Here is a 26007-nt window from a genome sequence, read left to right as displayed (position 1 = left end):
ACTATGCCGGCGCGTTTTTTTTGGGGGCTTCGATCTCCGCGATCGGGCGGCCATGGCCGCCCGCCGCGCCCTCAACTCTGCATCAAGCGCTTCTGGCGTCCCACGCTCATGATCAGCCCGATCGCCACGCCGAGCGTGGTGAGCGCCGTGCCGCCATAACTCATGAACGGCAGCGGCACGCCGACCACGGGCAGGATGCCGCTCACCATGCCGATGTTGACGAACGCGTAGGTAAAGAACGCCATCGTGAGCGAACCGGCCAGTAATCGCCCGAACAGCGTCGCGCCGTTCGCGGCGATATAGAGCCCGCGCGCGATCAGACACATGTAGAGCGTGAGCAGCACGAGGCCTCCCGCGAGGCCGAACTCCTCGGAGAACACCGCGAAGATGAAGTCGGTGTGCTTTTCGGGGATGAACTCGAGGTGCGACTGCGTGCCCTTCAGCCAGCCCTTGCCGAGCGGGCCGCCCGAGCCGATCGCGATCACGGCCTGGATGGTGTGGAAGCCCTTGCCGAGCGGATCGGAGGTCGGGTCGAGCAGCGTGCAGATGCGGTGCTTCTGGTAGTCGTGCATGAGCGGCCAGTTCACCTGCGGCTGGCAGATCTTGTCCTGGAACGCCGCGATCGAGGCCACCGCGATCACGCCCGCGATCAGCACCGGCACGATCAGCTTGAACGAGAGTCCCGCGAAATAGATGACGAAGAGGCCTGAGGCGAACACGAGCACGGCGGTGCCGAGGTCCGGCTGCTTGGCGATGAGCCCCACCGGCACGAGCAGGATCACGAAGCCGACGACGAAGTCGTACCAGCGCATCACGCCTTCGCGGCGCTGGTAGTACCAGGCGAGCATGAGCGGCGTGGCGATCTTGAGGATTTCCGAGGGCTGGATCACGACGCCCACGTTGATCCAGCGCTTGGCGCCCTTGCGCGTGAGGCCGAATAGCGCCACCGCAACGAGCAGCGCGATGCCGAACGTATAGATCGGCACCGCGAAGCGCATGAGCGTGTTGGGCGGCACATTGGCGAGCGCCCACATCAGCACGAAGGTGAGCATGATGTTGCGCAGCTGGTCTTCCACGCGGCCCGGCACGTCGAGGCTCGCGCTGTACAGCGTGACGATGCCCACGCACAGCAGCAGGAACACGGTGAGCGCGAGCGGGCGATCGAAGCCGAGGAACATCTTGCGCAGCGTGTCGAGCACCGCGCGCTTGTCGATCTTGTCGAACTGGAGGAAAGGCATGGTGATTCCTTACTCGTCGATGCCGCCCGTTGCGGGCTTGGGCGGCGGTGCGAGCGTGGCCGCGTCGCTCGCGCTGGCGGGGCGGCGCGGCCGATGGGGGCCAGGGCCGAAGTGGCGGGGCTCGGAGGCGGGCGCGGGGCGCGCGGCGCCCGTGTCGGGCGTGCCGGCGGTGCCGCCATTCACGGCGTCGGTTGCTGCGGGCGCATCGGGGCTCACGTTCTGACGGGGCTTGCGAGTCTTGCCGGCGGCGCTGCTGGCGGGCGTGGGCCGCGCCGCCGCGCCGGAGGCCGCAGCCGGACCGGCAGCGGAGGCAGGCGCAGCGGCGGCCGCGCCTGAAGCTTGTGCAGCCGCCGCCGCAGCGGAAGCCGCCGCGGCCGCCGATGCCGCGCCGGGAATCGGCAGCGGCGTGAAGCCGGCGGCGACCCGCACTGGCTGCACGGCGGGCGTGGCCGGGGCCGGGCCCGAAGCCGCCGACGCCGCCGAAGCCGACGCCGCCTCGGGCGGCGCGCCGATCACGGGCGCGGAGGCGTCTTCCGTGGCCGACGCCGCCGCGCTCACGGCCGCCTGCTCGACGCCCGGCTTCAGGCGATCGACGAGGTAGTAATCCAGCACGCGGCGCGCGATCGGGCCTGCGGCCTGCGCGCCCCAGCCGCCGTTTTCGACGATCAGCGCGAGCGCGATCTGCGGCTTCTCGGCCGGCGCGAACGCGATGAAGAGCGCGTGGTCGCGCAGATTTTCGGCGAGCGCATGCGCCTTATACTTGCCGCCCTGCAGCGAGAACACCTGCGCCGTGCCGGTCTTGCCCGCCGACGTGTACGGCGCGTTGCGGAACACCTGATACGCCGTGCCCGACTGATTCATCGTCACGTTTTCCATGCCGCGCTTCACCACGTCGATGTCGGCCTGGCTCACGTTCAGGCGACCGCTTTGGCTCGGCACAGTGAGGCGTTCCTGCTTCGTGATCGGATTTTCGATTTCCTTCACGAGGTGCGGCTTCATGAGCACGCCGTTGTCGGCGAGCGTGGCCGTGGCGTGCGCGAGCTGCAGGATCGTGAACGAGTTGTAGCCCTGGCCAATCCCGAGGCTGATCGTCTCGCCCTCGTACCAGCGCTGCTGCTCGGGCTTGCGGTACGCCTTGCGCTTCCATTCGGTGGAGGGCAGGATGCCGCGCGCCTCGCCCGCGATGTCGATGCCGGTGAGCTGGCCGAAGCCGAGCGGCTTCATGAAGTTGGCGATGTTGTCCACGCCCAGGTCGTGCGCGAGCATGAAGAAGTAGGTGTCGTTCGACACCATGATCGCGCGGTTCATGTCGACCCAGCCCTGGCCCGAGCGCACGTCGTTGTTGAAGCGGTGGCCGCCGAACATGTAGAAGCCGGGGTCGGAGAAGCCCCACTGCGGCGTGCGCTTGTGCAGCGTGAGCGCGGCGAGCGCCATGAACGGCTTGTAGGTCGAGCCCGGCGGGTAGGTGCCGTGCAGCGGACGGTTCAGGAGCGGGTGATCGGGCGAGTTGTTGAGCTCGTCCCAGGTCTGCTGGTCGATGCCGTCCACGAACGAGTTCGGGTCGAAGCTCGGCGCCGAGACGAACGCGAGAATGTCGCCCGTGGACGGCTCGATCGCCACGAGCGCGCCGCGCTTGCCCGCGAAGGCCTGCTCGGCGATCTGCTGCAGACCGATGTCGATCGACAGCACGAGGTTGTTGCCCGGCGTCGCCTGGGTGCGCGAGAGCGTACGCACGGGGCGGCCGCCCGCCGTCACTTCCACTTCCTCGAAGCCGGTCAGGCCGTGCAGCTCGGTTTCGTAGCTCTGCTCGACGCCGATCTTGCCGATGTAGTCGGTGCCGTTGTAGTTGTTCGCGTCCAGACGCGGATCGTAGTGCTCGGGATCGCTGTCGTTCTTGTCGGAGAGGTCGTCGATGCGCTCCTGGTCGCGCTGCGAAATCCGGCCGATATAGCCGATCACGTGCGCGGCCGTGGGCCCAAGCGGATACTGGCGGAACAGGCGCGCGCGCACTTCCACGCCGGGGAAGCGGAAGCGCTGGGCCGTGAAGCGCGCGACTTCGTCGTCGGTCAGGCGCGTGCGGATCGGCAGGCTCTCGAAGTTCTTCGAGTCTTCGAGCAGCTTCTTGAAGCGGCGGCGGTCGCGCGCATCGATCGGGATCACGGTCGAGAGCTCGTCGATCGTGTTGTCGAGCGTGTCGGTGAGCTTCGAGGGCGTGATTTCGAGCGTGTACGCCGAGTAGTTCTTCGCGAGCACGACGCCGTTGCGGTCGGTGATGATGCCGCGGTTCGGCACGATCGGTGCGACGGAAATGCGGTTTTCGTCCGCCTGCAGCGAGTACTTGCTGTGGTTCCAGACCTGCAGATAGAGGAAGCGGAACGCGATCAGCCCGAAGCAGACGAACACGAACAGCCCCGCCGCCGCGACGCGCAGGCGGAACTTCGTGAGCTGCTGCTGGGTGTCCTTGAATTCGGTCATGCTGTCAGACCCAGGCCCCACGGTTCCAATCGCGAGGAACGGCGGGCCGGGGTGCGTAAGAGGTAGTCAAGCGAGTCTTCCAGCGGCGGGCGGCGCGCCGCTCAAATGGGCCGGGTGTCGTCGGGATCGACGGGGCGGCGCTGCGGCAACAGCAGCAGCACGCTCGCGATCGGCCAGAGGATCGCCTCGACGAAGCCGCTGATGAGGTATCCCCAGCCAGGAAACGACGCGCCCATCAGCAGGCGGATCACGAACGGCACGACCTGCGCGCCGACCAGCATGGGCGTGACTGCGAACATCTGCAGGCCGATCGACATCCACAGCACGCGGCGGTGAATGGTGATCGCGCCATAGGAAAGCAGCGTGTAGGCGAGCGCGTGCTCGCCGAGCAGATTCGCGTTGTGGACGTCCATGAGGAGCCCGAGGAAGAACGCGACGCCCATGCCGACCTTGCGCGGCTGGTGAATGTTCCAGAACAGCAGCACGAGCGCGACGAAGTCGGGCACGCCGGGCAGCTTGCCCCAGGGCAGCAGGTTCAGCAGGAACGCCGCCGCGAGGCTGAAAACGATGAAGTACGGATTGACCGGCTGCAGAATGTATTGCGGACGCGGCATCAATGGCCCCCTTTCTCGACGGCCTTCGCTGCCTCTTCGCGCAGGCTCTCCCTGGGCCGCTTTTTCTCCGCCGGCTTCGTGTCTGCTGCGGCTGCATTCGCTGCGGGCTTCGCCTGCTGCGCCGGGGCCGGGGCCGCGCCCGATGCAGCGGCGGCGGGTTTCGCCTTCGCGTCGTCGGCTTTCTTGTCGCCCTTCTTGTCCGCGGCCTTGGCGGACTTCTTCTTCGCGTCCTTCGCCTCGGCGGCCGCTGCGGCCTCTTCGGCGGCGATCGGGTTGGGCGGCACCTGCGGCACATAGTGCAGCACGAGCACCTGGCGCGCCCCGCGCACGGCGGCGAGCGGCAGGCAGACCACGCGCGCGAACGCGGTGTCCGCCTGCTTGTCCACGCGCAACACCTTCGCGACCGGCAGCCCTTGCGGATAGATGCCGTCGAGGCCGCTCGTCACGAGTTCGTCGCCCACTTGCAGATCGGCGCTGATCGGCACGAAGCGCAGATCGAGCAGGTCGCCCTTCGCCGTGCCGTAGATCACGCTGCGCAGACCGGTGCGCACGACTTCGACCGGCACGGCCTGGTCCTTGTCGGTGACGAGCGTGACTTCGGACTGCATGGGGAACACGCGCGTGACCTGGCCGATCACGCCGTCCTCGCTCAATACCGGCGAGCCGTTCTGGATATTCTGCTGCGAGCCGCCGCCGATCACGACCTTCTGCGTGAACGGGTCGCGCGTGTCGTACTGGATCTCCGCCGGCGTGGTTTGCGCGCCGATGCGCTGCGAGAGCTGCAGAAGCGCGCGCAGGTGCGCGTTTTCGGCGGTGAGCGAAGCGGCCGCGTTGGCCTGCTGCGAAAGCTGGAGATTGCGCACGTGCAGCTGGGTGTTTTCGGTGCGCAGCGTGGAACTCGTCACGGCCAGATCGGCGGCGCCCATAAAGAAGTCACGCGGCACGAGGGCCGCGCGTTGCAGCGGGTAGAGACCCGCGCCGAGCACGCCGCGCACGATCTCGAGCGTCTTGAAACGCGCGTCGGAGACGAGGAGCGCGAGCGACAGCACGACGAAGAAAATCAGCCGTGCGAGTGCCGATGGGCCCTGTTTAAAGAGGGGCGGCGGACTGTATTCCATGGTCGGCGCCGGGGGCGTGTGCGGTTCGGTGAAACAGAGGGGGTAACGGAGGGCACAACGAAGCGTGAAACTTCGGCGCCCCGCAGGACGCCCCATTGCGGGCGCCGTGGCGGCGCGCGTGCCGCCACGCCATCAATGGCGCGGCGACGCCGAAACCGCGCCGCGGGCGAGCGCAGCGGTGCGCGGCGCGCTTACTCGTACGAGAAGATGCTGCCAAGCTTGTCCATGCGCTCGAGCGCCATGCCCGAGCCGCGCACCACGCAGGTGAGCGGGTCTTCGGCCACGAGCACCGGCAGACCGGTTTCTTCGGCGAGCAGGCGGTCCAGGTCGCGCAGCAGTGCGCCGCCGCCCGTGAGCATCATGCCGCGCTCGGCGATGTCGGCGCCCAGTTCCGGCGGCGTTTGTTCGAGCGCGATCTTCACCGACGAGACGATCTGGTTCAGCGGGTCGGTGAGCGCTTCGAGGATTTCGTTGCTCGAAATGGTGAAGCTGCGCGGAATGCCTTCCGACAGGTTGCGGCCCTTCACTTCCATTTCCTTGACTTCGGAACCCGGGAAGGCCGAACCGATTTCCTTCTTGATGGCTTCAGCGGTTTGCTCGCCGATCAGCATGCCGTAGTTGCGGCGGATGTAGTTGACGATCGCTTCATCGAACTTGTCGCCGCCCACGCGCACCGAGCCCTTGTAGACGATGCCGCCGAGCGAGATCACGCCCACTTCGGTCGTGCCGCCGCCGATGTCGACGACCATCGAGCCCGTGGCTTCCGAAACCGGCAGGCCAGCGCCGATCGCGGCGGCCATCGGTTCTTCGATGAGGTAGACCTGCGAGGCGCCCGCGCCGTGCGCGGCTTCCTTGATCGCGCGGCGCTCGACCTGGGTCGAACCGCACGGCACGCAGATGATGATGCGCGGCGACGGCGAGAACATGCGCGACTCGTGCGCCGTCTTGATGAACTGCTTGATCATCTGCTCGGTGACGGTGAAGTCGGCGATCACGCCGTCCTTCATCGGGCGGATGGCTTCGATGTTGCCCGGGACCTTGCCGAGCATCTGCTTGGCTTCCTTGCCGACTGCCTGAATCGTCTTCTTGCCGTTCGGGCCGCCTTCCTGGCGAATGGAGACGACCGAGGGTTCGTCGAGGACGATGCCCTTGCCGCGCATGTAGATCAGGGTGTTGGCGGTGCCGAGGTCGATCGCCAGGTCGTTGGAGAAGTAGCTACGCAGAAAACCGAACATTCAAAAATCCTGTCTCGCTTGTGGCCGTCCTTCCAGCTTGGTGGGCGAGGACGGCAGCGGAAAAATTAACAGCCTCAGGGCGCTATGCTCCACCACGAGAGCACTCCGAAATCACGGCGGAGGGCGTCGCAAGGGGCGCCACGAGGGGCCTGAGACTGCGGGGATGATTACCGGAGGCAGCCTGGCTGCGCCGCCCGTTTGATCTTGTCTGGCCGCATTGTGTTGCGTACAGAACTGAAAGGCGGATGCAAGGCGGTCCGGGTTTGGGTCGAACGCGTAATGATACCTTATAATTTTGCCTGTTTTGCAGGATCCGGAAGGCAGTTTTTGACCTCGTCGAAGCTTTCCTCCAGAGCCGGATCCGGCGCGATAAACCGCTGTTGCAGCACCGAATTTCCGCACTGCCGCAGCCCCTTTTTCCGGTGACCGCATGGCCCTGACCCTGAACGATGTGAAGCGTATCGCGCATCTTGCGCGCCTCGAACTGGCCGACGCCGAAGCCGGCAATACGCTCGAACGCCTGAACGGCTTCTTCGGCCTCGTCGAGCAGATGCAGGCCGTGGACACGACCGGCATTGCGCCGCTCGCCCACCCGATCGAGCAGATCGAGGATGTCGCGCTGCGTCTGCGCGAGGACGCCGTGACCGAAATCGTGGACCGCGAAGCGCTGCAGCGTCCCGCGCCCGCGGTGCAGGACGGACTTTACCTCGTACCGCGCGTGATTGAGTAAGCGCGCAGCATTTTTTCGCCATTTCGAAATCTTTCGAGTCGTCGGAACAGTTCGAAACGGCACGGACTCCCGAATTTTCCGGGGTTTTCCGGGTAGCGGCCTGAACGTTTGCCAACGTCAGTCGAGCCGCTCCCGGACGGCGCAACGATCGGATTTCGACCACGCCGTGACGTTCTTCCAGGAATCACGCAATGCATGACAAAAGCTTGACCGAACTGCGCGCCGCGCTGGCTGCGAAGGAGTGCTCCGCAGTCGAGCTGGCCCAGCACTTTCTGGGCCGGATTGAGGCGCATCAAGACCTGAACGCCTTCGTCGACGTCAATCCCGAATTGACGCTCGCCCAGGCGAAGGCCGCCGACGCGCTCCTGCACTCGGGCCACGCGGGCCCGCTCGCGGGCATTCCGCTCGCGCACAAGGACGTGTTCGTCACGCGCGGCTGGCGCTCGACCGCCGGCTCGAAGATGCTTGCAAACTATGTGAGCCCGTTCGACGCGACCGTGGTCGAGCGGCTCGAGCGCGCGGGCATGGTCTGCCTCGGCAAGACCAACATGGACGAATTCGCGATGGGCTCGTCCAACGAGAACTCGCATTTCGGCGCCGTGAAGAACCCGTGGGACACGAAGGCCGTGCCGGGCGGCTCGTCGGGCGGTTCCGCCGCGGCCGTCGCCGCACGCCTCGCGCCCGCCGCGACCGGCACCGACACCGGCGGCTCGATTCGCCAGCCGGCGTCGTTCACGGGCGTGACGGGCATCAAGCCCACCTACGGCCGCGTCTCGCGCTACGGCATGATCGCGTTCGCCTCGTCGCTCGACCAGGGCGGCCCGTTCGCGCACAGCGCCGGCGATTGCGGGCTGCTCCTGAACGCCATGGGCGGCTTCGACGAGCGCGACTCGACCAGCCTCACGCACGAGCACGAGGACTACACGCGCTTCATCGGCCAGACGTGGAGCCAGGACGCCGGCGCCGACAAGCCGCTCGCGGGTCTGCGCATCGGCCTGCCGAAGGAATACTTCGGCGCGGGCCTCGCCGACGACGTGCGCGCCGCCATCGACGCCGCGCTGAAGACGTACGAGTCGCTCGGCGCCACGCTAGTCGAAGTCACGCTGCCGAAGACCGAACTGTCGATTCCCGTGTACTACGTGATCGCCCCGGCCGAAGCCTCGTCGAATCTCTCGCGTTTCGACGGCGTACGCTTCGGCCACCGCGCGGCCGAATACCGCGATCTGCTCGACATGTACAAGAAGTCGCGCGCCGAGGGCTTCGGCCCCGAGGTGAAGCGCCGCATTCTGGTGGGCACCTACGTGCTCTCGCACGGCTACTACGACGCGTACTACCTGCAGGCGCAGAAGATCCGCCGCATCATTGCGCAGGATTTCCAGGAAGCGTTCAAGCAGTGCGACGTGATCATGGGGCCGGTCGCCCCGAGCGTGGCATGGGACCTCGGCGCCAAGGGCGACGATCCGCTGCAGATGTACCTCGCGGACATCTACACGCTCTCCACGAGCCTCGCGGGCCTGCCCGGCATGAGCGTGCCGTGCGGCTTCGGCGCGGGTGCGAACGCGCAGCGTCCCGTCGGTCTGCAGATCGTCGGCAACTATTTCAACGAGGCCCGCATGCTGCAGGTCGCCGACGCCTTCCAGCGCGCGACCGACTGGCATCGCAAGGCGCCGGCAGGGGTGTGAACATGGCAACACAGTGGGAAGTCGTTATCGGTCTCGAGACGCACGCGCAATTGTCGACGGCGTCGAAGATCTTCTCGGGCGCATCGACGCAGTTCGGCGCCGCGCCCAACTCGCAGGCCTGTCCCGTCGATCTCGCGCTGCCGGGCGTGCTGCCGGTGATGAACCGCGGCGCCGTGGAGCGCGCGATCCAGTTCGGCCTCGCAATCAACGCGACGATTGCGCCGCGCAGCATTTTCGCGCGCAAGAACTACTTCTATCCGGACCTGCCGAAGGGCTATCAGATCAGCCAGTACGAGATTCCGGTCGTGCAGGGCGGCCAGATCACCATTCAGGTCCCGGCTAATGAAAAGGCTGGCAAGGAAGCCTACGAGAAGACTGTCAATCTCACGCGCGCGCACCTCGAAGAAGACGCGGGCAAGTCGCTGCACGAAGACTTCGCGGGCATGACGGGCATCGACCTGAACCGCGCCGGCACGCCGCTGCTCGAAATCGTCACGGAACCCGAAATGCGCAGCGCCGCCGAAGCGGTTGCGTACGCGAAGTCGCTGCACACGCTCGTCGTGTGGCTCGGCATTTGCGACGGCAACATGCAGGAAGGCTCGTTCCGCTGCGACGCGAACGTCTCCGTGCGTCCGGTCGGCCAGAAGGAATTCGGCACGCGCGCCGAGATCAAGAACCTGAACTCGTTCCGCTTTCTCGAAGAGGCGATCCAGTACGAAGTGCGCCGCCAGATCGAGCTGATCGAAGACGGCGGCACGGTGGTGCAGGAAACGCGCCTCTACGACCCGGACAAGCGCGAGACGCGTTCGATGCGCAGCAAGGAAGACGCGCACGATTACCGCTATTTCCCCGACCCCGACCTCATGCCGCTCGTGATCGATGCCGCGTGGGTCGAGCGCGTGAAGGGCGAGCTGCCCGAGCTGCCCGCGACGATGCAAACGCGCTTTGTCGAGCAGTACGGCGTGACGCCGTATGACGCGAACGTGCTCACTTCGAGCAAGGCGATGGCGGCTTACTTCGAAGCGGTGGTGGCCAAGGCGGGCGCGGCGCAGGCCAAGGCCGCGGCCAACTGGCTGATGGGCGAAGTCTCGTCGCAGCTCAACCGCGAAGGCCTCGACATTGCCGACTCGCCGGTCTCGGCCGCGCAGTTCGCGGTGCTGCTCGCGCGCATCGCCGACGGCACGATCTCGAACAAGATCGCCAAGGAAGTGTTCCAGGCGATGTGGGACGAGAAGGCCACGGACGTCGACGCAGCCGACCGCATCATCGAAGCGAAGGGCCTCAAGCAGATCTCGGACACCGGCGCGCTCGAAGCGATCATCGACGAGGTGCTCGCCGCGAACCAGAAGTCGGTGGAAGAATTCCGCGCCGGCAAGGAAAAGGCGTTCAACGCGCTGATCGGCCAGGCCATGAAGGCGACGAAGGGCAAGGCGAACCCGCAGCAGGTCAACGAGCTGCTGAAGAAGAAGCTGGGCTGAGTTTGACTTGAGCCGGCCTGATTCGGGCATGCTTGCGAGGCGGCGTCGTGCGTAGCAGTGCGGCGCCGCCTTGCCGCTTCAGGCGGGCAACGGCGCTGGCGCCGTCAAATTCACGAGAGAGAGGAGAACAACGCATGTCCCATATCCCGAGTCTCGACGATTACCGCGTGCCGTACTTCAGCGACAAGAAGGCGGGGTCGTTCTCGCTCAACGCGCTCGACCCCGCCGTGAAACCGTTCTCGACCGGCAGCAAGGACGCCGACCGCGACCGGCTCGCCGAGATCGGCAACCAGCTCGACGTGTTGCAGGAGCGTCTGCATTCGCAGCGCCATCAGCGCGTGCTGCTCGTGTTGCAGGGCATGGACACGAGCGGCAAGGACGGCACGATCCGCGGCGTGTTTCACGAGGTCGATCCGCTCGGCCTGCGCATCGTGCCGTTTCGCGCGCCGACGCCCATCGAGGCCGCGCGCGACTTTCTCTGGCGCGTGCACCTGCAGGTGCCCGCGGCGGGTGAGCTGGCGATATTCAACCGCAGTCACTACGAAGACGTGCTCGTGCCGCGCGTAATCGGCCAGATCGACCCGGCCGAGTGCGAGCGCCGCTACCGGCAGATCCGCCATTTCGAGGCGCTGCTCGCCGAGAGCGGCACGTCGATCATCAAGTGCATGCTGCACATCTCGAAGGACGAGCAGCGCAGCCGCATCCAGGCGCGCATCGACGACCCCACCAAGCACTGGAAATTCGACGTATCCGATCTCGAAGCGCGCAAGCATTGGGACGCCTATCAGGCCGCGTACCACGACGCGCTCGCGGCCACCTCCACTGAATACGCGCCGTGGTACGTAATTCCCGCGAACTCGAAGTCGCACCGCAACCTCATGGTGGCCGAACTGCTGCTGCGCCTGATGGAAAGTCTGAAGCTCGAATTTCCGCCGGCCAAGGCCGAACTCAAGGGTCTCAAGATCGACTGAGACCGACCGTATTCCTTCGCGCGGCGCGGCGCAATTCCGGTTCGGCGCGCCGTGCGAGGCAACGCACAATCAAGAGGAAAGAAGACATGTTGCGTGTGATCACCGCGAATCTGAACGGCATCCGCTCGGCGGCGAAGAAGGGCTTTTTCGAATGGTTCGGCGAACAGAAGGCCGATGTGCTCTGCGTGCAGGAAATCAAGTGCTCGCAGGACGACATGACGCCTGAATTCCTCGCCCCGCACGACTTCACGGGCTACTTCCAGCATGCGGTCAAGAAGGGCTATAGCGGCGCGGGCGTCTATTCGCGCCACGAGCCCGACGACGTCATCATCGGCTTTGGCAGCGAGGAGTTCGACCCGGAAGGGCGCTATGTGGAAACGCGCTTCGGCAAGCTCTCGGTGATCTCCGTGTACGTGCCTTCGGGCTCGAGCGGCGACGAGCGTCAGGCCGCGAAGTACCGCTTCATGGACGCATTCATGCCGCATCTCGCGGAACTCAAGCGTGAGCGCGAAGTGATCCTGTGCGGCGACGTGAACATCGTCCACAAGGAAATCGACATCAAGAACTGGAAGGGCAACCAGAAGAACTCCGGCTGCCTGCCCGAAGAGCGCGCATGGCTCACGAGCCTGTTCGACGACGTGGGCTACGTGGACGTGTTCCGCACGCTCGACGCGCGCCCCGAGCAATACACGTGGTGGAGCAATCGCGGCCAGGCGTATGCGAAGAACGTGGGGTGGCGTATCGACTATCAGATCGCGACGCCCGGCATTGCGCACAAGGCGAAGAAGACGTCGATCTTCAAGGACATCAAGTTCAGCGACCACGCGCCGCTGACCATCGACTACGACTACAAGGTCAAGAGCTGACGCTCACACCGGCGCGCTGTGAAACCGCTTTCAGGGCGCCGACACCACCTTGCGCTTCTGCACGGCCGGGATGCCCTCGTAGTCGGGCAACTCGGCGAGCGGCTTGCCGATCGCCTTGGCGTAGAGCGGCATCATGTCGGCGAGGCGCTTGGCGATATCGGCGCGCCGCGCCGGCGTGTACGGATGCACGTAGATGAAGCCCTGATCGCGGTCGGCGCGCGTCGCCACCGCGAGCTTGTCCCACAGCGTGAGCGCCGCGCGCGGATCGAAGCCCGCGCGCGAGGCGATATCGCTGCCGATCACGTCGGCTTCGGTTTCGTCGGCGCGGCCGTAGTGCATCTCCACGAGCTGCGAGCCGATGCCGAGCGGAAACACGCCGAGATCCGCGAGCCCGAAGAGCTGCGGCACGGAGCCCGATTCGATCTGCGCGGCCTGTTGTTCGCCCAGGCGCTCGCGCACGTGCTCGCGCACCGCATGCGCGATCTCGTGGCCGAGCAGCATGCCGAACTCGTTGTCGTTGAGCTTCACGCGATCGAGCAGGCCGCCATACACGACGATCTTGCCGCCCGGCAGCGCGTACATGCGGATGTCGTTCGAGCGGATCACCGCCACTTCCCACTTCCAGTTCTTGACGCGATCGCTCCACTTCAGCGAGTAAGGCGCGAGCCGGTCGACGAACGCCCGCACGCGCTGCACGTGCGGATCGCTTTCGGCATAGAGGCGGTTCGAATGGGCCGCGCCGCGCACGATCTCGTTGAACTCTGCCGTGGCCTGCGCTTCGAGCATCGGCGAGGGAATCAGGTTGCGGTACACGGCGGCGTTGCCAAAGCGCACCACACGGCCCGTGTTCGGTGCGCCGGGGGCGACGCTGCCCGGCGCGACGCTTGCGTTCGCGCTGTTCGCCGCGCCGTTCGTCGGGTTCGTTGCGGCATTGCCTGCACTCGCGGCGCTGCCTGCTGGCGGCGTGGCAGGGTTGGCCGGCACGCTCGCCGGGGCGCTCGTGGCGGCCGGGTTTTCGGCACCCCAGGCATTCCATGCGCAAAGACCCGGCAAGACGGCGGCGAGCGCCAGCACGAGCGCGCGAGCGCGCTCGCCGCTGCACAGCGGCGCACGCGGGCTTTGCGCGACGGTCTCATGCGTGCTCACGACCGGACTCTCCACGGGGCAATACGAATGAGCAGGAGCATACCCGGTACCGCGAGCACCGTGCAGACGATGAAATAGTCGAACCAGCCGATCTTCGCGACCACGTAGCCGCTCGCGGCGGAGGCCAGCGTGCGCGGCACGGAGGCGAGGCTCGTGAAGAGTGCGAACTGCGTGGCGGTGTAACGCGGATCGGTCGTGCTTGCAATATAGGCAGTGAACGCGGCGAGCGTGAGTCCCGTTGCGAAGGTCTCGAAGCCGTACACGAGCGCGAGCGCAACGGCGCGCGGGTCGAGCGTGAACTGTACGGTGGCGCCGAAGAGACCCGCGGCCCACGCAACCGCATGGCTCACGGCGAGCACGGCATCGTAGATGGCGGCGAGCGAGGGCGATCCAGCGCCGAGCTGCGCGAGCCACGCGAAACCCAGAGTAGAAATCATTTGCAGGAAGCCGAAGATCCACAGCCCGCGCCCAATGCCGATCTTCACGAGCGCCACGCCGCCGATGATGCCGCCCGCGAGACTTGCGCCGAACGCCGTCATCTTGGCGATCACGCCGATCTCGGTGCGCGAATAGCCGATGTCGAGGAAGAACGATGTGGACAGGGTGGTCGCCATCGTGTCGCCGAGTTTGTAGAGAAAGATGAAGGCGAGCACAAACAGTGCCGCGGCGAGACCGTCGCGGCGCACGAATTCGGCGAACGGCTGCACGATCGCTTCGCGCAGGTTCCTGGGCGGCGCGCCGTGCACTTCGGGCTCTTTCACGACGAGCGTCATGATCATGCCTGGAATCATGAACGCCGCCGTCACGACGAATACGGTGCTCCACGGCAGATGATCGGAGAGGATCAGCGCGAGCGAGCCCGGCACGAGCGCCGCGATCTTGTAGGCGTTCACGTGCACGGCGTTGCCGAGGCCCTGCTGCGTATCGGTGAGCAGTTCGCGCCGGTAGGCGTCGATGGAGATGTCCTGGCTCGCGCCGAAGAACGCCACCAGCGCGGTGAGCGCGGCCACAGTCCAGATCGAATCTTTCGGCGAAACGTAGCCGAGCGTGCCGATGGCGAGCGCCACGAGAATCTGCGTGACGAGCATCCAGCCGCGCCGCCGCCCCGGGCGCCAGCCGGGCAGGCGCGGCACGTAGCGGTCCATGAGCGGCGCCCAGACGAACTTCCAGGTGTAGGGGAACTGGATCAGCGCGAAGAGGCCGATCTCCTTGAGATTGACGCCCTCTGAGCGCAGCCACGCCTGCACCAGATAGACGAGCGTGAAGAGCGGCAGCCCGGAGGTAAAGCCGAGGAACACGCAGATCAGCATGTGCGTATTCAGATACGCACGCCAGCCGGGGTGGGATTCGTGAGCGGTAAGAGCGGGTGCCTCGTGGGGCGGATTCTGCATGTCGTCGTTAGCGGCGGCGGTGTTGGGTGCGGTTCCAGGTGAACCGGTCGGGCAGAAAAACACGCGACGCCGCGCACGGCGTCATTTTTTTCTCACGCGATAGACCGCAAGACTACCACGCCAGTTCACACCCCAACGAACGGTCTGACCCCCATGGAGCACGGCGCGGTCGAGAATCTCGACGCCCACCTCGGGCGCGAGCGCCTCGAAGTCCTTCACCGTGAGAACACGTACGTTCGGCGTGTTATGCCACTGGTAGGGCAGCGACTTCGAAACCGGCATGCGGCCGCGCAGCACCGAAAGCCGGTGCGGCCAGTAGCCGAAGTTCGGGAACGAGACGATGCACTCCTTGCCCACGCGCGCCGTCTCGCGCAGGATGGCGGCCGTCTGGTGAATGGTCTGCAGCGTTTGCGAGAGGATCGCAAAGTCGAAGCTCGCGTCCTCGAACAGGCGCAGGCCGTCTTCCAGATTCTGCTGGATCACGTTGATGCCGTTCTTCACCGAAGCGAGCACGCCCGCGTCGTTGATCTCGATGCCGTAGCCCGTGCACTCCAGCTCCTCGGTGAGCAGCGAGAGCAGCGAGCCGTCGCCGCAGCCGAGGTCGAGCACCTTCGCGCGCGGTTCGATCCAGCGCGCGATGGTGCGAAAGTCGGGACGGGCGGAAAGACTGTCGAAAGCGCTCTGGTTCATGCGCCCACCTCAGCAGCAATACGTTCGTAGTAAGCGCGCACCACATTGTGATAGCGCGCGTCGTCGAGCAGGAAGGCGTCGTGGCCGTGCGGCGCGTCGATTTCCGCGTAGGTCACCTGGCGCTTGTGATCGAGCAGCGCCTTCACGAGTTCGCGCGAGCGCGCCGGCGCGAAACGCCAGTCGGTCGCGAAGCTCGCCACGAGGTATTTCGCCTTCGTGTGCGCGAGTGCGCGCGTGAGGTCGCCGTCATACGCCTTGGCGGGGTCGAAGTAATCGAGCGCGCGTGTGATCAGCAGGTAGGTGTTGGCGTCGAAGTAGTCGGCGAACTTGTCGCCCTGATAGCGCAGGTACGACTCCACTTCGAATTCCACCTCGAAGTTGAAGTTGTAGGCGTTTTCGGCGCCTTCCGCACGGCGCAGCGCCCGGCCGAATTTCTCGGCCATGTCGTCGTCGGACAGATAGGTAATGTGGCCGATCATGCGCGCGACACGCAGGCCGCGGCGCGGCTTCACGTTGCGGGCGTAGTAGTCTCCGCCATGGAAGTCGGGGTCCGAGAGGATGGCCGAGCGCGCGACTTCGTTGAACGCGATGTTCTGCGCCGAGAGCTTGGGCGTGGAGGCGACCACGATGCAGTGGCCGAGGCGATCCGGATAGCGCAGGCTCCATGCAAGCGCCTGCATGCCGCCAAGGCTGCCGCCCATCACCGCGGCGAACTTCTCGATGCCGAAGCGATCGGCCACGCGCGCCTGGGCGTCCACCCAGTCCTCGACGGTCACGACCGGAAACTTCGCGCCATAGGGCTGGCCGGTGGCCGGGTCGATGCTCATCGGGCCGGTCGAGCCGAAGCACGAGCCGAGATTGTTCACGCCGATCACGAAGAAGCGGTTGGTGTCGAGCGGCTTGCCCGGGCCGACCATGTTGTCCCACCAGCCCACATTTTTGGGGTCGTCCTCGTAGACGCCCGCCACGTGGTGCGACGCGTTGAGCGCGTGACAGACGAGCACCGCGTTGCTGCGCGCGGCGTTGAGCGTGCCGTAGGTTTCGACCACGAGGTCGTACCCGGCCAGCGCCGTGCCGTTCTGCAATTGCAGAGGCTCGTCGAAATGCAGTGTTTGAGGAGCGACGATGCCGATCGATTCCATTCGTTCCGCCTTGGTTTTTCGGGCGGCTAAACGGTGTCGGCGGGCGCGGAGTGCGAAAGGGTTGGCGCAGCTGACGACCTCTTTAGCCGCATTTATATCGAACTCCCGGGCCCTGGCCTTGAGAGTTCACGCGCCCGCAATCGAGTCAGCAAATCGGCGCGTGGGTATTGCAAAAGGAACGCAGAGTATATCGGAAAAAGTGCAAAGCGACGCGCCGCACGGGAAAGGCGAGCCGGGGCGGCGCGATGCCGCCCCGGCGCTTTTGCACCGTCCCTTCACGTGCCCGCGCACCGCGCGAGGCCGCGAAGCCTTATCACTTCACGGGCGCAGAAGGATGCGCGTTGCGCCAGCGCCGCAGTTGCAAGGCCGCGATGATCATCAGGAGGCCGTAGAGGACCGCATAGGCGGCGATCACCCAGATCAGCGAGAGCGCGCCAGCGCCTGGGAACATCGCGAAGAAAAAGCCTACCGTGGCCGAGAGCAGCCCCGAAATCCCGACCGCCCACGGATGCGCGATGGCGTGCCGGTACTGGATTGCATAGACGATCTCGAAGATGCCCGTGAAGAACGCCCACACGCCAATGATCATCACGAGGACGATGGCGGTCTCGCCGGGCCAGAAGAACGCCACGAGGCCGGCGATCACGCCGATCAGACCGATGATGATGTAGGTCCAGCGCCGCGTGCCGCCGCCGCGCGCGCCGTAGATGAGCGCGAACGCGCCGTCGACGAGGGCGTAGGCGCCCCAGACGATGGCGAGCGTGAGCACGGTGAGCCCGGGCAGCGAGAAGGCAAGCACGCCGAAGACGATCGCGGCGATGCCTCGCGCGATGAGCCAGCCCCAATGGGCGGAGAGGCCCGTCAGGATGGGCGGCAGGCCGAGCGGAGGAACGGGACGGTTCATGTGACGGTTCTCCTTGTAGCGACGCGAGCAGCCGCCACGGAAAGACGCCCCGCGGCCGCTATTGAAGAATGATGCGGATCTGCTCGTCGGCGTGCTCGCTCGGTGAGCGAGTGAAACCGCTTTGCGCATAGCGATGCCAGCAACCGATCACATAGCGCACGACCAGATTCGCCCGGACCGTTGGATCGTATCCCTTGGCGGCCGGCTTCGCGTTGACATGGTCAGACCCCGAAACTGCCCTGCGCTCGGCCTCCTGCGCGAGGTCGACGCGCAGGCACTGGCGCAGCGACGCCTCGACGCGATCGAGCATCTGGTTCACGCGCTCGGCGAGGCGTTCGTGCTCGCCCACAAGGGCTTCGCAGGTCAGGACGCGGGTCATGCCGGCGTTGCGTGTGGAAAAGTTCACGAGCATCAGGGCGATCGCGCGCGCCTGCAGAACGCCGCTCGGCTCTTTTTCGACGATCTGGTTGATGAGCCCGAAAAGCGTCTGCTCGATGAAATCGATCAGGCCCTCGTACATCTGGGCCTTGCTCGCGAAATGGCGGTACAGCGCGGCCTCGGAAACCCCCAGGCGCGCGGCCAATGCCGCGGTGGTGATTTTCTCGCCGCGCGGCGCCTCGAGCATGGTGGCGAGCGTCTGGAGAATGTGGATACGGCGTTCGCCCGGTTTCGGGCGGGGGGCGCGGCGGGCCGCGCCCGGCGATTCTGCTGCTTCGACTGCTTCACGCGTTTCTGTCGGCTGCATGGATATCGTCCCTGGCGTTGGCCTCTGGGTTGGCGCTCCCCCGTTTTACTTCGAGCGTCCCGACTGCAGGCCTGGTTTCAGGGATTTTAGCGAACGAATGCGACGATCGACATAGTGCGGCCTGCCGGTACCCGGCAAGTGCGGGGGCAAATGCCCGGTGATCCAGACGGTGCGGATGCCGAGGCGCCGGTAGCGCTTGAGATGGCTGCGCGTATCTTCGATCAGGATCGCATCGGCGAGCGCCACGCCCGCCCGGCGCAGCGTGCCGCGCAGCATCGCGCAGTCGGGCTTGGCGCGCCAGTGGCTGCGCGAGCGCATGCCTTCGATGGCGATCACACGTTCGAACAGCCGCTCGATGCCGAGCGCCGCGAGCACCGCGTGCGCGTAGTCCTCGGGGCCGTTGGTGAGCACGATCTTGCGCCCGGGCAGCGCGCCGAGCGTGCGGGCGAGGCCGCGCTCGGCGTGCAGCATGCCGTGCAGGTCGTCGAAGGTGTGCACAACCTTGAGGAAGTCGTGCGGGTCGATCGGATGATGGCGCGTGAGGCCGAGCAGCGTCGCGCCGTAGCGGCGCGTGTAGCTCGTGCGCAGGTGATTGGCTTCGTCGCGGCTCACGCCGAGCGCGTCGACGATGTACTGCGTCATGCCGGCGTTGATGGCCGGGAAGATTGCGCGCGACGCATTGTGCAGCGTGTTGTCGAGATCGAATAGCCAGACGGGGGCGCCGTAGCTCGGGCCGCGCGAGGTGGGGGCGCCGTAGCCCGGGCCGCGCGAGGTGGGGGCGCCCGCTGTACGGGCGACGCGGCGCGGCCGGCGCCGGGCACGCCTGGCATGAAGGCTGGAGTCGGTCATCGCGGACGTGAGACGCGGCGGCGGCACCGCGCCGCCGCCGGGAGCAAGGAGCTTAGTGCGAGCGGATCATCGTGCCGAACGGCTGTTCGGTCAGGATTTCCAGCAGCACGGAGTGCTCGATCCGGCCGTCGATGATGTGCACCGAGCGCACGCCGCTCTTGGCCGCGTCGAGCGCCGACGAGATCTTCGGCAGCATGCCGCCCGAGATCGTGCCGTCTTCGAAGAGCGCGTCGATTTCGCGCGCCGAGAGGTCGGTGAGCAGATTGCCTGCCTTGTCCATCACGCCCGGGATGTTCGTCATCATCACGAGCTTTTCGGCGTTGAGCACCACGGCGAGCTTGCCCGCCACGAGGTCGGCGTTGATGTTGTACGAGAGGCCGTCTTCGCCGAAGCCGATCGGCGAGATCACTGGAATGAACGCGTCGTCCTGGAGCGCCTTCACGACCGCCGGGTTGATCGCCTCGACTTCGCCCACCTGGCCGATGTCGACGTACTGACCGGGGTTGTCGCGGTCCGGCATCATCAGCTTGCGCGCGTGGATCAGGCCGCCGTCCTTGCCGGTCAGGCCGACCGCGTGGCCGCCGAAGTGGTTGATGAGCGTGACGATGTCCTGCTGCACCTCGCCGCCGAGCACCCACTCGACGACTTCCATGGTTTCTTCGTCGGTCACGCGCATGCCCTGGATGAACGTGCCTTGCTTGCCGATCTTCTTGAGCGCCGTGTCGATCTGCGGGCCGCCGCCGTGCACGATGACCGGATTGATGCCCACGAGCTTGAGCAGGATGACGTCGCGCGCGAAGCCCTGCTTGAGCCGCTCTTCGGTCATGGCGTTGCCGCCGTACTTGATGACGACGGTCTTGCCGTGATACTGGCGAATGTAAGGCAGCGCTTCGGCCAGAATTTCGGCTTTCAGGGTGGGGGCGATCTGCGAAAGGTCGATGGGCTCGGACATGGCGGCGGAGACTTGGACGAAAAACAGACGAAACTCGCGGACGAAAATCCGCGGACGAAGAACGCGGCCGCAAAACGGTCGAAACAGGCCGGATTGTACAGGACTGGCGCGGTGCAGCAGGGAAAACGGCGGGGAAAACGACGCGCATCGGGCGCTTCGCGAGGCACATGCGCAACACGGGCGCGAGCGTATCGGCGGCGCCGCAAAACGGGGCGAAATCGGCAGGGAAAGGCGGGCGTGACAAGCGAGGCGCAGGACCCGCGCGCGGGCTGTGGCATCATCTTTCTGTCGCCAACCCATGGCTTCGAGAGGAGTGCGCGCCATGACCGCCTCCGCCGTGCCCGCCACCGGCATGAAAAGCGCCCGCTGCCCGCGCTGCGGCAACAGCTTCGATTGCGGCAGGAACACCGAACCCTTCGATTGCTGGTGCAAGTCGCTGCCCGCCTTGCCCGCGAGCGAGCTGGACCCGCGCGGGCGCTGCCTCTGCCCCGAATGCCTCGCGGCGGCGGCGGCGCCGGCAGCGGGCGCCGCGCCGAAGGGCAGAAGCGTTATGCCATGAATGGCGCGCCGAGTTGCGCGTTGCGTTGCGCGCCGTGCGCGAGCGCCGCGAGATCGGCGCTCACCTCGTCGAGCACGGGCTCCCACTGTCTGAACGCCTTCTGACGGTACAGCCGGGTATTCGGATACCACGGACTGTCGCGCCGATCCAGCAGCCAGACCCAATGCGGATTCACGTCCAGCAGCACCCAGACGCGCTTGCCGAGCGCGCCCGCAAGGTGTGCGCTCGACGTGCACACTGAAATCACCAGGTCGAGCGCGTCGACGAACGCGGCGGTGTCGTCGAAGGTCTTCCACTGGGCGCTGAAGTCGGTCACCTCGAAGCCCGCTGCGCGCGCCGCGGCGATGTCCTGCTGTGCGCCGGGCTGCAGCGAATAGAACGCCACGCCCTCGATGCCGCCGAAATGCCGGGCATACCGTTCGAGCCCGACGCGACGAAACGGATTGCGTTTGTGCGTGAGGCTCCCCGTCCACGCGAGCCCAACCTTCAGGCGCGGTTCGCCCGCAAGGCATTCGCGCCAGCGCGCCGCCGCCTCGGGATCGGCCTTGAGATAACCGGTGGGGCCCGGGATCGTCGCTTCCTCGGTGCCGAAGATGAGCGGCAGGCTCAACAGCGAGACTTCGCAATCGTAGGGCGGCAGGTTTTCGACGGGGCCGCCCGCGCAGTACAGATCGCAATGGTGGCCGAGGCTTCGTGCGAGCAGCGCGCCCATCTGCGGAAACGAATTCCAGACGAGCCGGCCGCCTTCGCGATGCACGCGTTCGGCGAGCAAGGGCACGTAGCGGCAGAATTGCAGCAGGTCGCCCATGCCCTGTTCGCCCCATACCAGCAAGGTGCGGCCCGCGAGCGGCTCGCCTCGCCACTCGGGCTTCGGGAACAGCGGGCGGCCCATGGCCAGCTCACTCGACCCCTGCCAGCGCATCTCGTGGCCGGGCCAGCCCTCGGCATAGTTGCCGCGCAGAAGCTGGGTCATCGACAGGTTCGAGCGTAGCGATGCGTCGTTCGGCGCATACTGGCAGGCGGCGCGTGCGGCGCATTCGACCTCGTCCCACTGCTGCGTTTCCTTGCAGGCCATCGCATGGTTGTTCAGGGCGAGCGGGCTTTGCGGTGCGAGTTCGAGCGCGCGGCGACTGGCGTGGAGTGGACGCGCCGCGTCGGTATCGGTTGGGAACACGCGCGCCAGGTTGATCCAGGCGTTGACGTTGGCGGGCTCTTCGGCGACCGTTTCTTCGAGCAGCGACAGAATCTCGCGGTCTCCAAAATTGATCTGCATCAAAGCTGTTGCAAGATTGTTGCGCAGATTTGGAAACGTACGCGCGATTCCCAGCGCGTGGCGGTAAGGTTCTACCGCTTCGGCATGACGGTTTGCAAACTGCAGTGCGAGGCCCGCTGCGAACCACGCGGCGGCCCGCTCCGGAGCGAGCCGGGCGATCGCGGCGCTCAGGCGTACGGCTTCTTGCGCGAGGGCGCTGTCCTGTGCGCGAGCGGCGATGCGCATGAGCGCGTCGTCGTCGAGGCCGCTCAGCGCTGCGCGCGTGGCGGCCAGCAATTCGTGTGCGGACGCATCGGTCGCCTTGCCGGTTCCACTGGCCGCCGCAGCGTCGATGAAATCGAGAAAGAGATCGCGCACGGTGTGGAGTACGTCAGGGGGCGAGGCTTGCATTGTTCCGTCTGGCTTGTCAGAAAGCGCTGAAGCAAAAGTGGTCGGCGGATGACATAGATTGAAGCAAACCCTTTCAAGATGATGAATCAGATAAGTCTTAACCGGTAAACTGACAGCATGCATCGCATAACCGTCAGTGCTCGCGTCAATCTCAGCCATCTGTTCTGGCTGCGCAGTCTCGCCATCATCGGCCAGCTCTGTACGATCGCGTTCGTGCAACTCTTCATCGGCGTGCAGTTGCCGCTGCCCGCCATGCTGTTCGTGATCGCCATGGAAGTGGCGTTCAACGGCGTGACCTGGCTGCGCGTCACGCAGGATCGTCCCGAATCGAATCTCGAACTGTTCGGCCAGCTCTGGGTCGATCTCGGCGCGCTTTCCGCGCTGCTCTTTCTTTCCGGCGGCACGACCAATCCGTTCGTCTCGCTCTACCTGCCCTCGCTCGCCATCGCGGCCGCCGTGCTGCCGTGGTATCTCACTGCCTGGCTCGCGGCCTTCGCGGTGGCCTGCTACGTGCTGCTCGGCTTCGACAACGTGCCGCTCAATCTCGACAATCCCGCCAACCTGTTCGACTACTATCGCGCGGGCATGTGGGTGAACTTCATGGTGAGCGTGTGCCTGATCGTGTGGTTCGTCGCGCGTATGTCGCGCGCGCTGCGCCAGCGCGACACCGCGCTCGGCGACGCACAGCAGCGCCTGCTGCGCGACGAGCGTGCCGTGGCGCTGGGCGTGCAGGCCGCCACCGTGGCGCACGAGATCGGCACGCCGCTCTCGACCATCGCCATGCTCACCGAGGAACTGCGCGACGTCGCGCGCACGGACAAGGGCCTCGAACCGTATGCCGCCGACCTCGAACTGCTCGACAAGCAGATCTCGCTTTGCACCTCGGCGCTCGCACGGCTGAGGAGCCGCGCATCGTCCACCGGCGCGCGCCAGCTCGTGAGCGAATGGCTCGGGCCGTTCGTCGAGCAATGGCGCCTGCGTCATCCGCACGTGAAGTTCGAACTCCTCGACAATGGACCGGGCGACTTCGCCCTCGACGACACCGTCGCCGTTGGCCAGATCCTCACCATCCTGCTCGACAACGCCGCGCGCGCCAGCCGCGATTTCGTGACGCTGCGCGCCTATGCGGCCGCGCGAGCCGGCTACGTCGATTTCGAAGTTTGCGATGCGGGGCCCGGCATTCCGTCGTCGCTGCGCGCCTCGCTGGGCGCCGCGCCCGTGGACAGCACCCAGGGCGGCCACGGCGTCGGGCTGTATCTGGCGTTTTCGTCGGCGGCGCGGCTTGGCGGCTCGATCGAGCTCAACAACGTCACGCCGCCCGGCAGCGCATCGGGCGAAGTGAGCGGCGCGGATGACGAGACGTCGGCCGGGGCCGTAACGGGCAGCGGTATGCGCACGCGCCGTCCGCGCGGCACCCGTGCGGTGCTGCGCTTGCCGGCGAAGCCGGTCAAGGCGGGTCAGGCGAACTCCGCGGCGGCGCGCGAGGGCGCCGCGCCCGCGGGTTCGGAGATTGGATCAGGCGAGGGGCCGACCCGGCCCGACGCCGCGTAACAACACGGAGAATTAGGCATGAGCGATATGAGTTTTCTGGTCATCGACGACGACGAAGTGTTCTCCGACATCCTCACGCGCGGCCTCACGCGGCGCGGCTTCGAGGTGAAGCAGGCACACAATGCGGAAGAGGCGATTCGCTTCGCCAACCAGCAGAAGTTCTCGCAGATCACCGTGGACCTGCATCTCGGCAACGACTCAGGCCTGTCGCTCATCGCGCCGCTGCGCGAACTGCAGCCGGACGCACGCATGCTCGTGCTCACGGGCTACGCGAGCATCGCCACGGCGGTGCAGGCCGTCAAGGACGGTGCGGACAACTATCTGGCCAAGCCCGCCAACGTCGAGATGATTCTCTCGGCACTCCAAAGCGATGCGAGCGCCATGCAGGCCGAAGAGGCCATCGAGCACCCGGCGCCGCTCTCGGTCGCGCGCCTCGAATGGGAGCACATCCAGCGCGTGCTGGCCGAGCACAACGGCAACATCTCGGCCACGGCGCGCGCGCTCAACATGCACCGGCGCACGCTGCAGCGCAAGCTCGCGAAGCGCCCGGTGCGCCAGTAAGCACGGCTGCCCAAGGCGCGGCAAAAGAAAAGGGACCCCGCGGGGTCCCTTTTTCATGCGCCATGCGTAACGTTTAGAGCACGTAACGCGACAGGTCTTCGTCCTGCGCCACTTCGCCGAGTGCATTGTCGACATAGGCGGCGTCGATGATCACGCTCTTGCCCGCGTGATTGCCGGCCGCGAACGAGACATCTTCCAGCAGCTTTTCGATCACCGTGTAAAGACGGCGCGCGCCGATGTTCTCGGTCTTCTCGTTCACCGAGAAGGCGATTTCCGCGAGGCGGCGAATGCCGTCTTCGGCGAAATCGAGCTGCACGTCTTCGGTTGCGAGCAGGGCCTGATACTGCTTCACGAGGCTCGCGTCGGTCGCGACCAGAATCGCTTCGAAGTCCTTCACGGAGAGCGAGTCGAGTTCCACGCGAATCGGGAAACGGCCCTGCAGTTCGGGAATCAGATCGCTCGGCTTCGAGAGATGGAACGCGCCGCTCGCGATGAACAGGATGTGATCGGTCTTCACCATCCCGTATTTCGTGTTGATGGTCGTGCCTTCCACGAGCGGCAGGAGATCGCGCTGCACGCCCTGACGCGACACTTCGCCGCCGCTGCCTTCGTTGTTGCGCGAGGCGATCTTGTCGATTTCGTCGAGGAACACGATGCCGTTCTGCTCGACGTTCTGCACGGCCTTTTGCTTGACCTCTTCGTCGTTGAGCATCTTGCCGGCTTCCTCGTCGGTCAGCAGCTTGAGCGCTTCCTTGACCTTCACCTTGCGGCGGGTTTTCTTGCCGCCGCCGAGATTGGCGAACATCGAGCGGATCTGCTCGGTCATGTCTTCCATGCCCGGGGGGCCCATGATGTCCATGCCCACTTGCGGCTGCTCGACGTCCAGCTCGATTTCCTTGTCGTCGAGCTGGCCTTCACGCAGGCGCTTGCGGAAGGTCTGGCGCGTGGTGTTGTCGCCGCTTTCGGCGTGGCTCGCCGCATCGGACGAACCGAAGCCTACCGGGCGCGCCGTCGGCAGCAGGATGTCGAGGATGCGGTCTTCGGCCTGATCCGTGGCCTTGCTGCGCACCTTGCGCATTTCCGTTTCGCGCGTCTGCTTCACCGAGATTTCGATCAGGTCGCGCACGATGCTGTCCACGTCGCGGCCCACGTAGCCCACTTCGGTGAACTTGGTCGCTTCGATCTTGATGAACGGCGCATCCGCGAGCTTCGCGAGACGCCGCGCGATTTCGGTCTTGCCGACGCCCGTCGGCCCGATCATGAGGATGTTCTTCGGCGTGATTTCCTGGCGCAGCGGGTCGGCGACCTGCTGGCGGCGCCAGCGGTTGCGCAGCGCGACGGCCACGGCCTTCTTCGCGTTCGCCTGGCCGATGATGTGCTTGTCGAGTTCCGAGACGATCTCGGCGGGGGTCATGGTGCTCATCCTGATTCCTTCTCGTCGGTACGG

At 66.0% G+C, this 26007-nt stretch carries 23 protein-coding genes; 8 read left to right on the top strand and 15 right to left on the bottom strand.

Annotated features, from left to right (window positions below):
• Positions 1 to 71: 71 nt before the first annotated feature.
• The 5 genes from rodA to AB4Y40_RS21230 all read right to left on the bottom strand — a co-directional run bounded on the left by rodA (position 72) and on the right by AB4Y40_RS21230 (position 6680).
• A complete protein-coding gene (gene rodA, locus AB4Y40_RS21250) occupies positions 72 to 1238 on the bottom strand; it encodes a rod shape-determining protein RodA (protein ID WP_342920231.1) in 1167 nt (388 codons plus the stop codon).
• Between the two features lie 9 nt (positions 1239 to 1247).
• On the bottom strand, positions 1248 to 3713 hold the full coding sequence (mrdA, locus tag AB4Y40_RS21245) for a penicillin-binding protein 2 (protein ID WP_368689451.1): 2466 nt from the start codon (positions 3711 to 3713) through the stop codon (positions 1248 to 1250).
• A gap of 101 nt (positions 3714 to 3814) precedes the next feature.
• Positions 3815 to 4327 carry a rod shape-determining protein MreD gene (gene mreD, locus AB4Y40_RS21240; protein ID WP_069264625.1) on the bottom strand — a complete coding sequence of 171 codons (513 nt, stop codon included), beginning with the start codon at positions 4325 to 4327 and terminating at the stop codon, positions 3815 to 3817.
• Complete coding sequence (gene mreC / locus AB4Y40_RS21235; RefSeq protein WP_368689450.1) at positions 4327 to 5445, bottom strand: rod shape-determining protein MreC; 1119 nt, start codon at positions 5443 to 5445, stop codon at positions 4327 to 4329. Before mreC ends, mreD begins: the two co-directional genes overlap by 1 nt.
• Before the next feature lie 191 nt (positions 5446 to 5636).
• Complete coding sequence (locus tag AB4Y40_RS21230; RefSeq protein ID WP_004189550.1) at positions 5637 to 6680, bottom strand: rod shape-determining protein; 1044 nt, start codon at positions 6678 to 6680, stop codon at positions 5637 to 5639.
• Between the two features lie 430 nt (positions 6681 to 7110).
• Between AB4Y40_RS21230 and gatC the strand changes: the two genes are divergently transcribed.
• From gatC to AB4Y40_RS21205, 5 genes are all read left to right on the top strand, one after another.
• Positions 7111 to 7410, top strand: a complete 300-nt coding sequence (gene gatC, locus AB4Y40_RS21225) for an Asp-tRNA(Asn)/Glu-tRNA(Gln) amidotransferase subunit GatC (protein ID WP_028211911.1) — start codon at positions 7111 to 7113, stop codon at positions 7408 to 7410.
• Positions 7411 to 7601: 191 nt separating this feature from the next.
• Complete coding sequence (gene gatA, locus AB4Y40_RS21220; protein WP_368689449.1) at positions 7602 to 9092, top strand: Asp-tRNA(Asn)/Glu-tRNA(Gln) amidotransferase subunit GatA; 1491 nt, start codon at positions 7602 to 7604, stop codon at positions 9090 to 9092.
• Between the two features lie 2 nt (positions 9093 to 9094).
• Complete coding sequence (gene gatB, locus AB4Y40_RS21215) at positions 9095 to 10570, top strand: Asp-tRNA(Asn)/Glu-tRNA(Gln) amidotransferase subunit GatB (protein ID WP_368689448.1); 1476 nt, start codon at positions 9095 to 9097, stop codon at positions 10568 to 10570.
• A gap of 134 nt (positions 10571 to 10704) precedes the next feature.
• On the top strand, positions 10705 to 11541 hold the full coding sequence (locus AB4Y40_RS21210) for a PPK2 family polyphosphate kinase (RefSeq protein ID WP_368689447.1): 837 nt from the start codon (positions 10705 to 10707) through the stop codon (positions 11539 to 11541).
• Between the two features lie 86 nt (positions 11542 to 11627).
• Positions 11628 to 12407, top strand: a complete 780-nt coding sequence (locus tag AB4Y40_RS21205; protein WP_368689446.1) for an exodeoxyribonuclease III — start codon at positions 11628 to 11630, stop codon at positions 12405 to 12407.
• Between the two features lie 30 nt (positions 12408 to 12437).
• Here AB4Y40_RS21205 and AB4Y40_RS21200 read toward each other — a convergent pair whose 3' ends face one another.
• From AB4Y40_RS21200 to argB, 8 genes are all read right to left on the bottom strand, one after another.
• Entirely contained in the window at positions 12438 to 13553 is a 1116-nt protein-coding gene (locus AB4Y40_RS21200) for a M48 family metallopeptidase (RefSeq protein WP_368689445.1), read from the bottom strand.
• Positions 13550 to 14944, bottom strand: a complete 1395-nt coding sequence (locus AB4Y40_RS21195; protein WP_368689444.1) for an AmpG family muropeptide MFS transporter — start codon at positions 14942 to 14944, stop codon at positions 13550 to 13552. The genes AB4Y40_RS21200 and AB4Y40_RS21195 overlap by 4 nt, the downstream gene beginning before the upstream one ends.
• 81 nt (positions 14945 to 15025) lie before the next feature.
• On the bottom strand, positions 15026 to 15634 hold the full coding sequence (gene metW, locus AB4Y40_RS21190) for a methionine biosynthesis protein MetW (RefSeq protein WP_133188307.1): 609 nt from the start codon (positions 15632 to 15634) through the stop codon (positions 15026 to 15028).
• Entirely contained in the window at positions 15631 to 16776 is a 1146-nt protein-coding gene (locus tag AB4Y40_RS21185) for a homoserine O-acetyltransferase (protein ID WP_368689443.1), read from the bottom strand. The genes metW and AB4Y40_RS21185 overlap by 4 nt, the downstream gene beginning before the upstream one ends.
• Positions 16777 to 17089: 313 nt before the next feature.
• Entirely contained in the window at positions 17090 to 17680 is a 591-nt protein-coding gene (locus AB4Y40_RS21180; protein WP_368689442.1) for an HdeD family acid-resistance protein, read from the bottom strand.
• A 58-nt stretch (positions 17681 to 17738) separates the two neighbouring features.
• Complete coding sequence (gene slmA, locus AB4Y40_RS21175) at positions 17739 to 18425, bottom strand: nucleoid occlusion factor SlmA (RefSeq protein WP_368689441.1); 687 nt, start codon at positions 18423 to 18425, stop codon at positions 17739 to 17741.
• Positions 18426 to 18470: 45 nt separating this feature from the next.
• On the bottom strand, positions 18471 to 19274 hold the full coding sequence (locus tag AB4Y40_RS21170; protein WP_368689440.1) for a pyrimidine 5'-nucleotidase: 804 nt from the start codon (positions 19272 to 19274) through the stop codon (positions 18471 to 18473).
• Between the two features lie 52 nt (positions 19275 to 19326).
• Complete coding sequence (gene argB / locus AB4Y40_RS21165) at positions 19327 to 20226, bottom strand: acetylglutamate kinase (RefSeq protein ID WP_368689439.1); 900 nt, start codon at positions 20224 to 20226, stop codon at positions 19327 to 19329.
• A gap of 322 nt (positions 20227 to 20548) precedes the next feature.
• On the opposite strand from argB, the gene AB4Y40_RS21160 reads away from it, so the two are divergent.
• The gene (locus tag AB4Y40_RS21160) at positions 20549 to 20785 is read left to right on the top strand and encodes a cysteine-rich CWC family protein (protein WP_368689438.1); all 237 of its coding nucleotides are present in this window, start codon (positions 20549 to 20551) and stop codon (positions 20783 to 20785) included.
• Here AB4Y40_RS21160 and AB4Y40_RS21155 read toward each other — a convergent pair.
• On the bottom strand, positions 20775 to 22448 hold the full coding sequence (locus AB4Y40_RS21155) for a hypothetical protein (protein WP_368689437.1): 1674 nt from the start codon (positions 22446 to 22448) through the stop codon (positions 20775 to 20777). The two genes, AB4Y40_RS21160 and AB4Y40_RS21155, sit on opposite strands and share 11 nt — an antisense overlap.
• A gap of 117 nt (positions 22449 to 22565) precedes the next feature.
• On the opposite strand from AB4Y40_RS21155, the gene AB4Y40_RS21150 reads away from it, so the two are divergent.
• Together AB4Y40_RS21150 and AB4Y40_RS21145 are read left to right on the top strand one after the other, a co-directional pair.
• Positions 22566 to 23999 (top strand): ATP-binding protein, encoded by a 1434-nt coding sequence (locus AB4Y40_RS21150; RefSeq protein WP_368689436.1) that lies wholly within the window; start codon positions 22566 to 22568, stop codon positions 23997 to 23999.
• Positions 24000 to 24017: 18 nt separating this feature from the next.
• Positions 24018 to 24560 carry a response regulator transcription factor gene (locus tag AB4Y40_RS21145; protein ID WP_028203192.1) on the top strand — a complete coding sequence of 181 codons (543 nt, stop codon included), beginning with the start codon at positions 24018 to 24020 and terminating at the stop codon, positions 24558 to 24560.
• 73 nt (positions 24561 to 24633) lie between these two features.
• On the opposite strand, the gene hslU is transcribed toward AB4Y40_RS21145, so the two are convergent.
• Entirely contained in the window at positions 24634 to 25983 is a 1350-nt protein-coding gene (gene hslU / locus AB4Y40_RS21140; protein WP_368689435.1) for an ATP-dependent protease ATPase subunit HslU, read from the bottom strand.
• Between the last annotated feature and the right edge of the window lie 24 nt (positions 25984 to 26007).

Source organism: Paraburkholderia sp. EG287B, assembly GCF_040965595.1.
Classification (GTDB): domain Bacteria; phylum Pseudomonadota; class Gammaproteobacteria; order Burkholderiales; family Burkholderiaceae; genus Paraburkholderia.
This window is presented reverse-complemented; position numbering and strand designations above follow the sequence as displayed.

Excerpts from the sequence above, each read along its gene's own strand:
- gatC (WP_028211911.1), top strand. The coding sequence starts at position 7,111 with ATGGCCCTGACCCTGAACGATGTGAAGCGTATCGCGCATCTTGCGCGC.
- slmA (WP_368689441.1), bottom strand. The coding sequence starts at position 18,425 with ATGCAGCCGACAGAAACGCGTGAAGCAGTCGAAGCAGCAGAATCGCCG.
- argB (WP_368689439.1), bottom strand. The coding sequence starts at position 20,226 with ATGTCCGAGCCCATCGACCTTTCGCAGATCGCCCCCACCCTGAAAGCC.
- AB4Y40_RS21195 (WP_368689444.1), bottom strand. The coding sequence starts at position 14,944 with ATGCAGAATCCGCCCCACGAGGCACCCGCTCTTACCGCTCACGAATCC.
- AB4Y40_RS21150 (WP_368689436.1), top strand. The coding sequence starts at position 22,566 with ATGCATCGCATAACCGTCAGTGCTCGCGTCAATCTCAGCCATCTGTTC.
- hslU (WP_368689435.1), bottom strand. The coding sequence starts at position 25,983 with ATGAGCACCATGACCCCCGCCGAGATCGTCTCGGAACTCGACAAGCAC.
- gatA (WP_368689449.1), top strand. The coding sequence starts at position 7,602 with ATGCATGACAAAAGCTTGACCGAACTGCGCGCCGCGCTGGCTGCGAAG.
- AB4Y40_RS21160 (WP_368689438.1), top strand. The coding sequence starts at position 20,549 with ATGACCGCCTCCGCCGTGCCCGCCACCGGCATGAAAAGCGCCCGCTGC.
- rodA (WP_342920231.1), bottom strand. The coding sequence starts at position 1,238 with ATGCCTTTCCTCCAGTTCGACAAGATCGACAAGCGCGCGGTGCTCGAC.
- metW (WP_133188307.1), bottom strand. The coding sequence starts at position 15,634 with ATGAACCAGAGCGCTTTCGACAGTCTTTCCGCCCGTCCCGACTTTCGC.
- gatB (WP_368689448.1), top strand. The coding sequence starts at position 9,095 with ATGGCAACACAGTGGGAAGTCGTTATCGGTCTCGAGACGCACGCGCAA.
- mrdA (WP_368689451.1), bottom strand. The coding sequence starts at position 3,713 with ATGACCGAATTCAAGGACACCCAGCAGCAGCTCACGAAGTTCCGCCTG.
- AB4Y40_RS21170 (WP_368689440.1), bottom strand. The coding sequence starts at position 19,274 with ATGACCGACTCCAGCCTTCATGCCAGGCGTGCCCGGCGCCGGCCGCGC.
- AB4Y40_RS21205 (WP_368689446.1), top strand. The coding sequence starts at position 11,628 with ATGTTGCGTGTGATCACCGCGAATCTGAACGGCATCCGCTCGGCGGCG.
- mreD (WP_069264625.1), bottom strand. The coding sequence starts at position 4,327 with ATGCCGCGTCCGCAATACATTCTGCAGCCGGTCAATCCGTACTTCATC.
- AB4Y40_RS21185 (WP_368689443.1), bottom strand. The coding sequence starts at position 16,776 with ATGGAATCGATCGGCATCGTCGCTCCTCAAACACTGCATTTCGACGAG.
- AB4Y40_RS21210 (WP_368689447.1), top strand. The coding sequence starts at position 10,705 with ATGTCCCATATCCCGAGTCTCGACGATTACCGCGTGCCGTACTTCAGC.
- AB4Y40_RS21230 (WP_004189550.1), bottom strand. The coding sequence starts at position 6,680 with ATGTTCGGTTTTCTGCGTAGCTACTTCTCCAACGACCTGGCGATCGAC.
- AB4Y40_RS21155 (WP_368689437.1), bottom strand. The coding sequence starts at position 22,448 with ATGCAAGCCTCGCCCCCTGACGTACTCCACACCGTGCGCGATCTCTTT.
- AB4Y40_RS21180 (WP_368689442.1), bottom strand. The coding sequence starts at position 17,680 with ATGAACCGTCCCGTTCCTCCGCTCGGCCTGCCGCCCATCCTGACGGGC.
- AB4Y40_RS21145 (WP_028203192.1), top strand. The coding sequence starts at position 24,018 with ATGAGCGATATGAGTTTTCTGGTCATCGACGACGACGAAGTGTTCTCC.
- mreC (WP_368689450.1), bottom strand. The coding sequence starts at position 5,445 with ATGGAATACAGTCCGCCGCCCCTCTTTAAACAGGGCCCATCGGCACTC.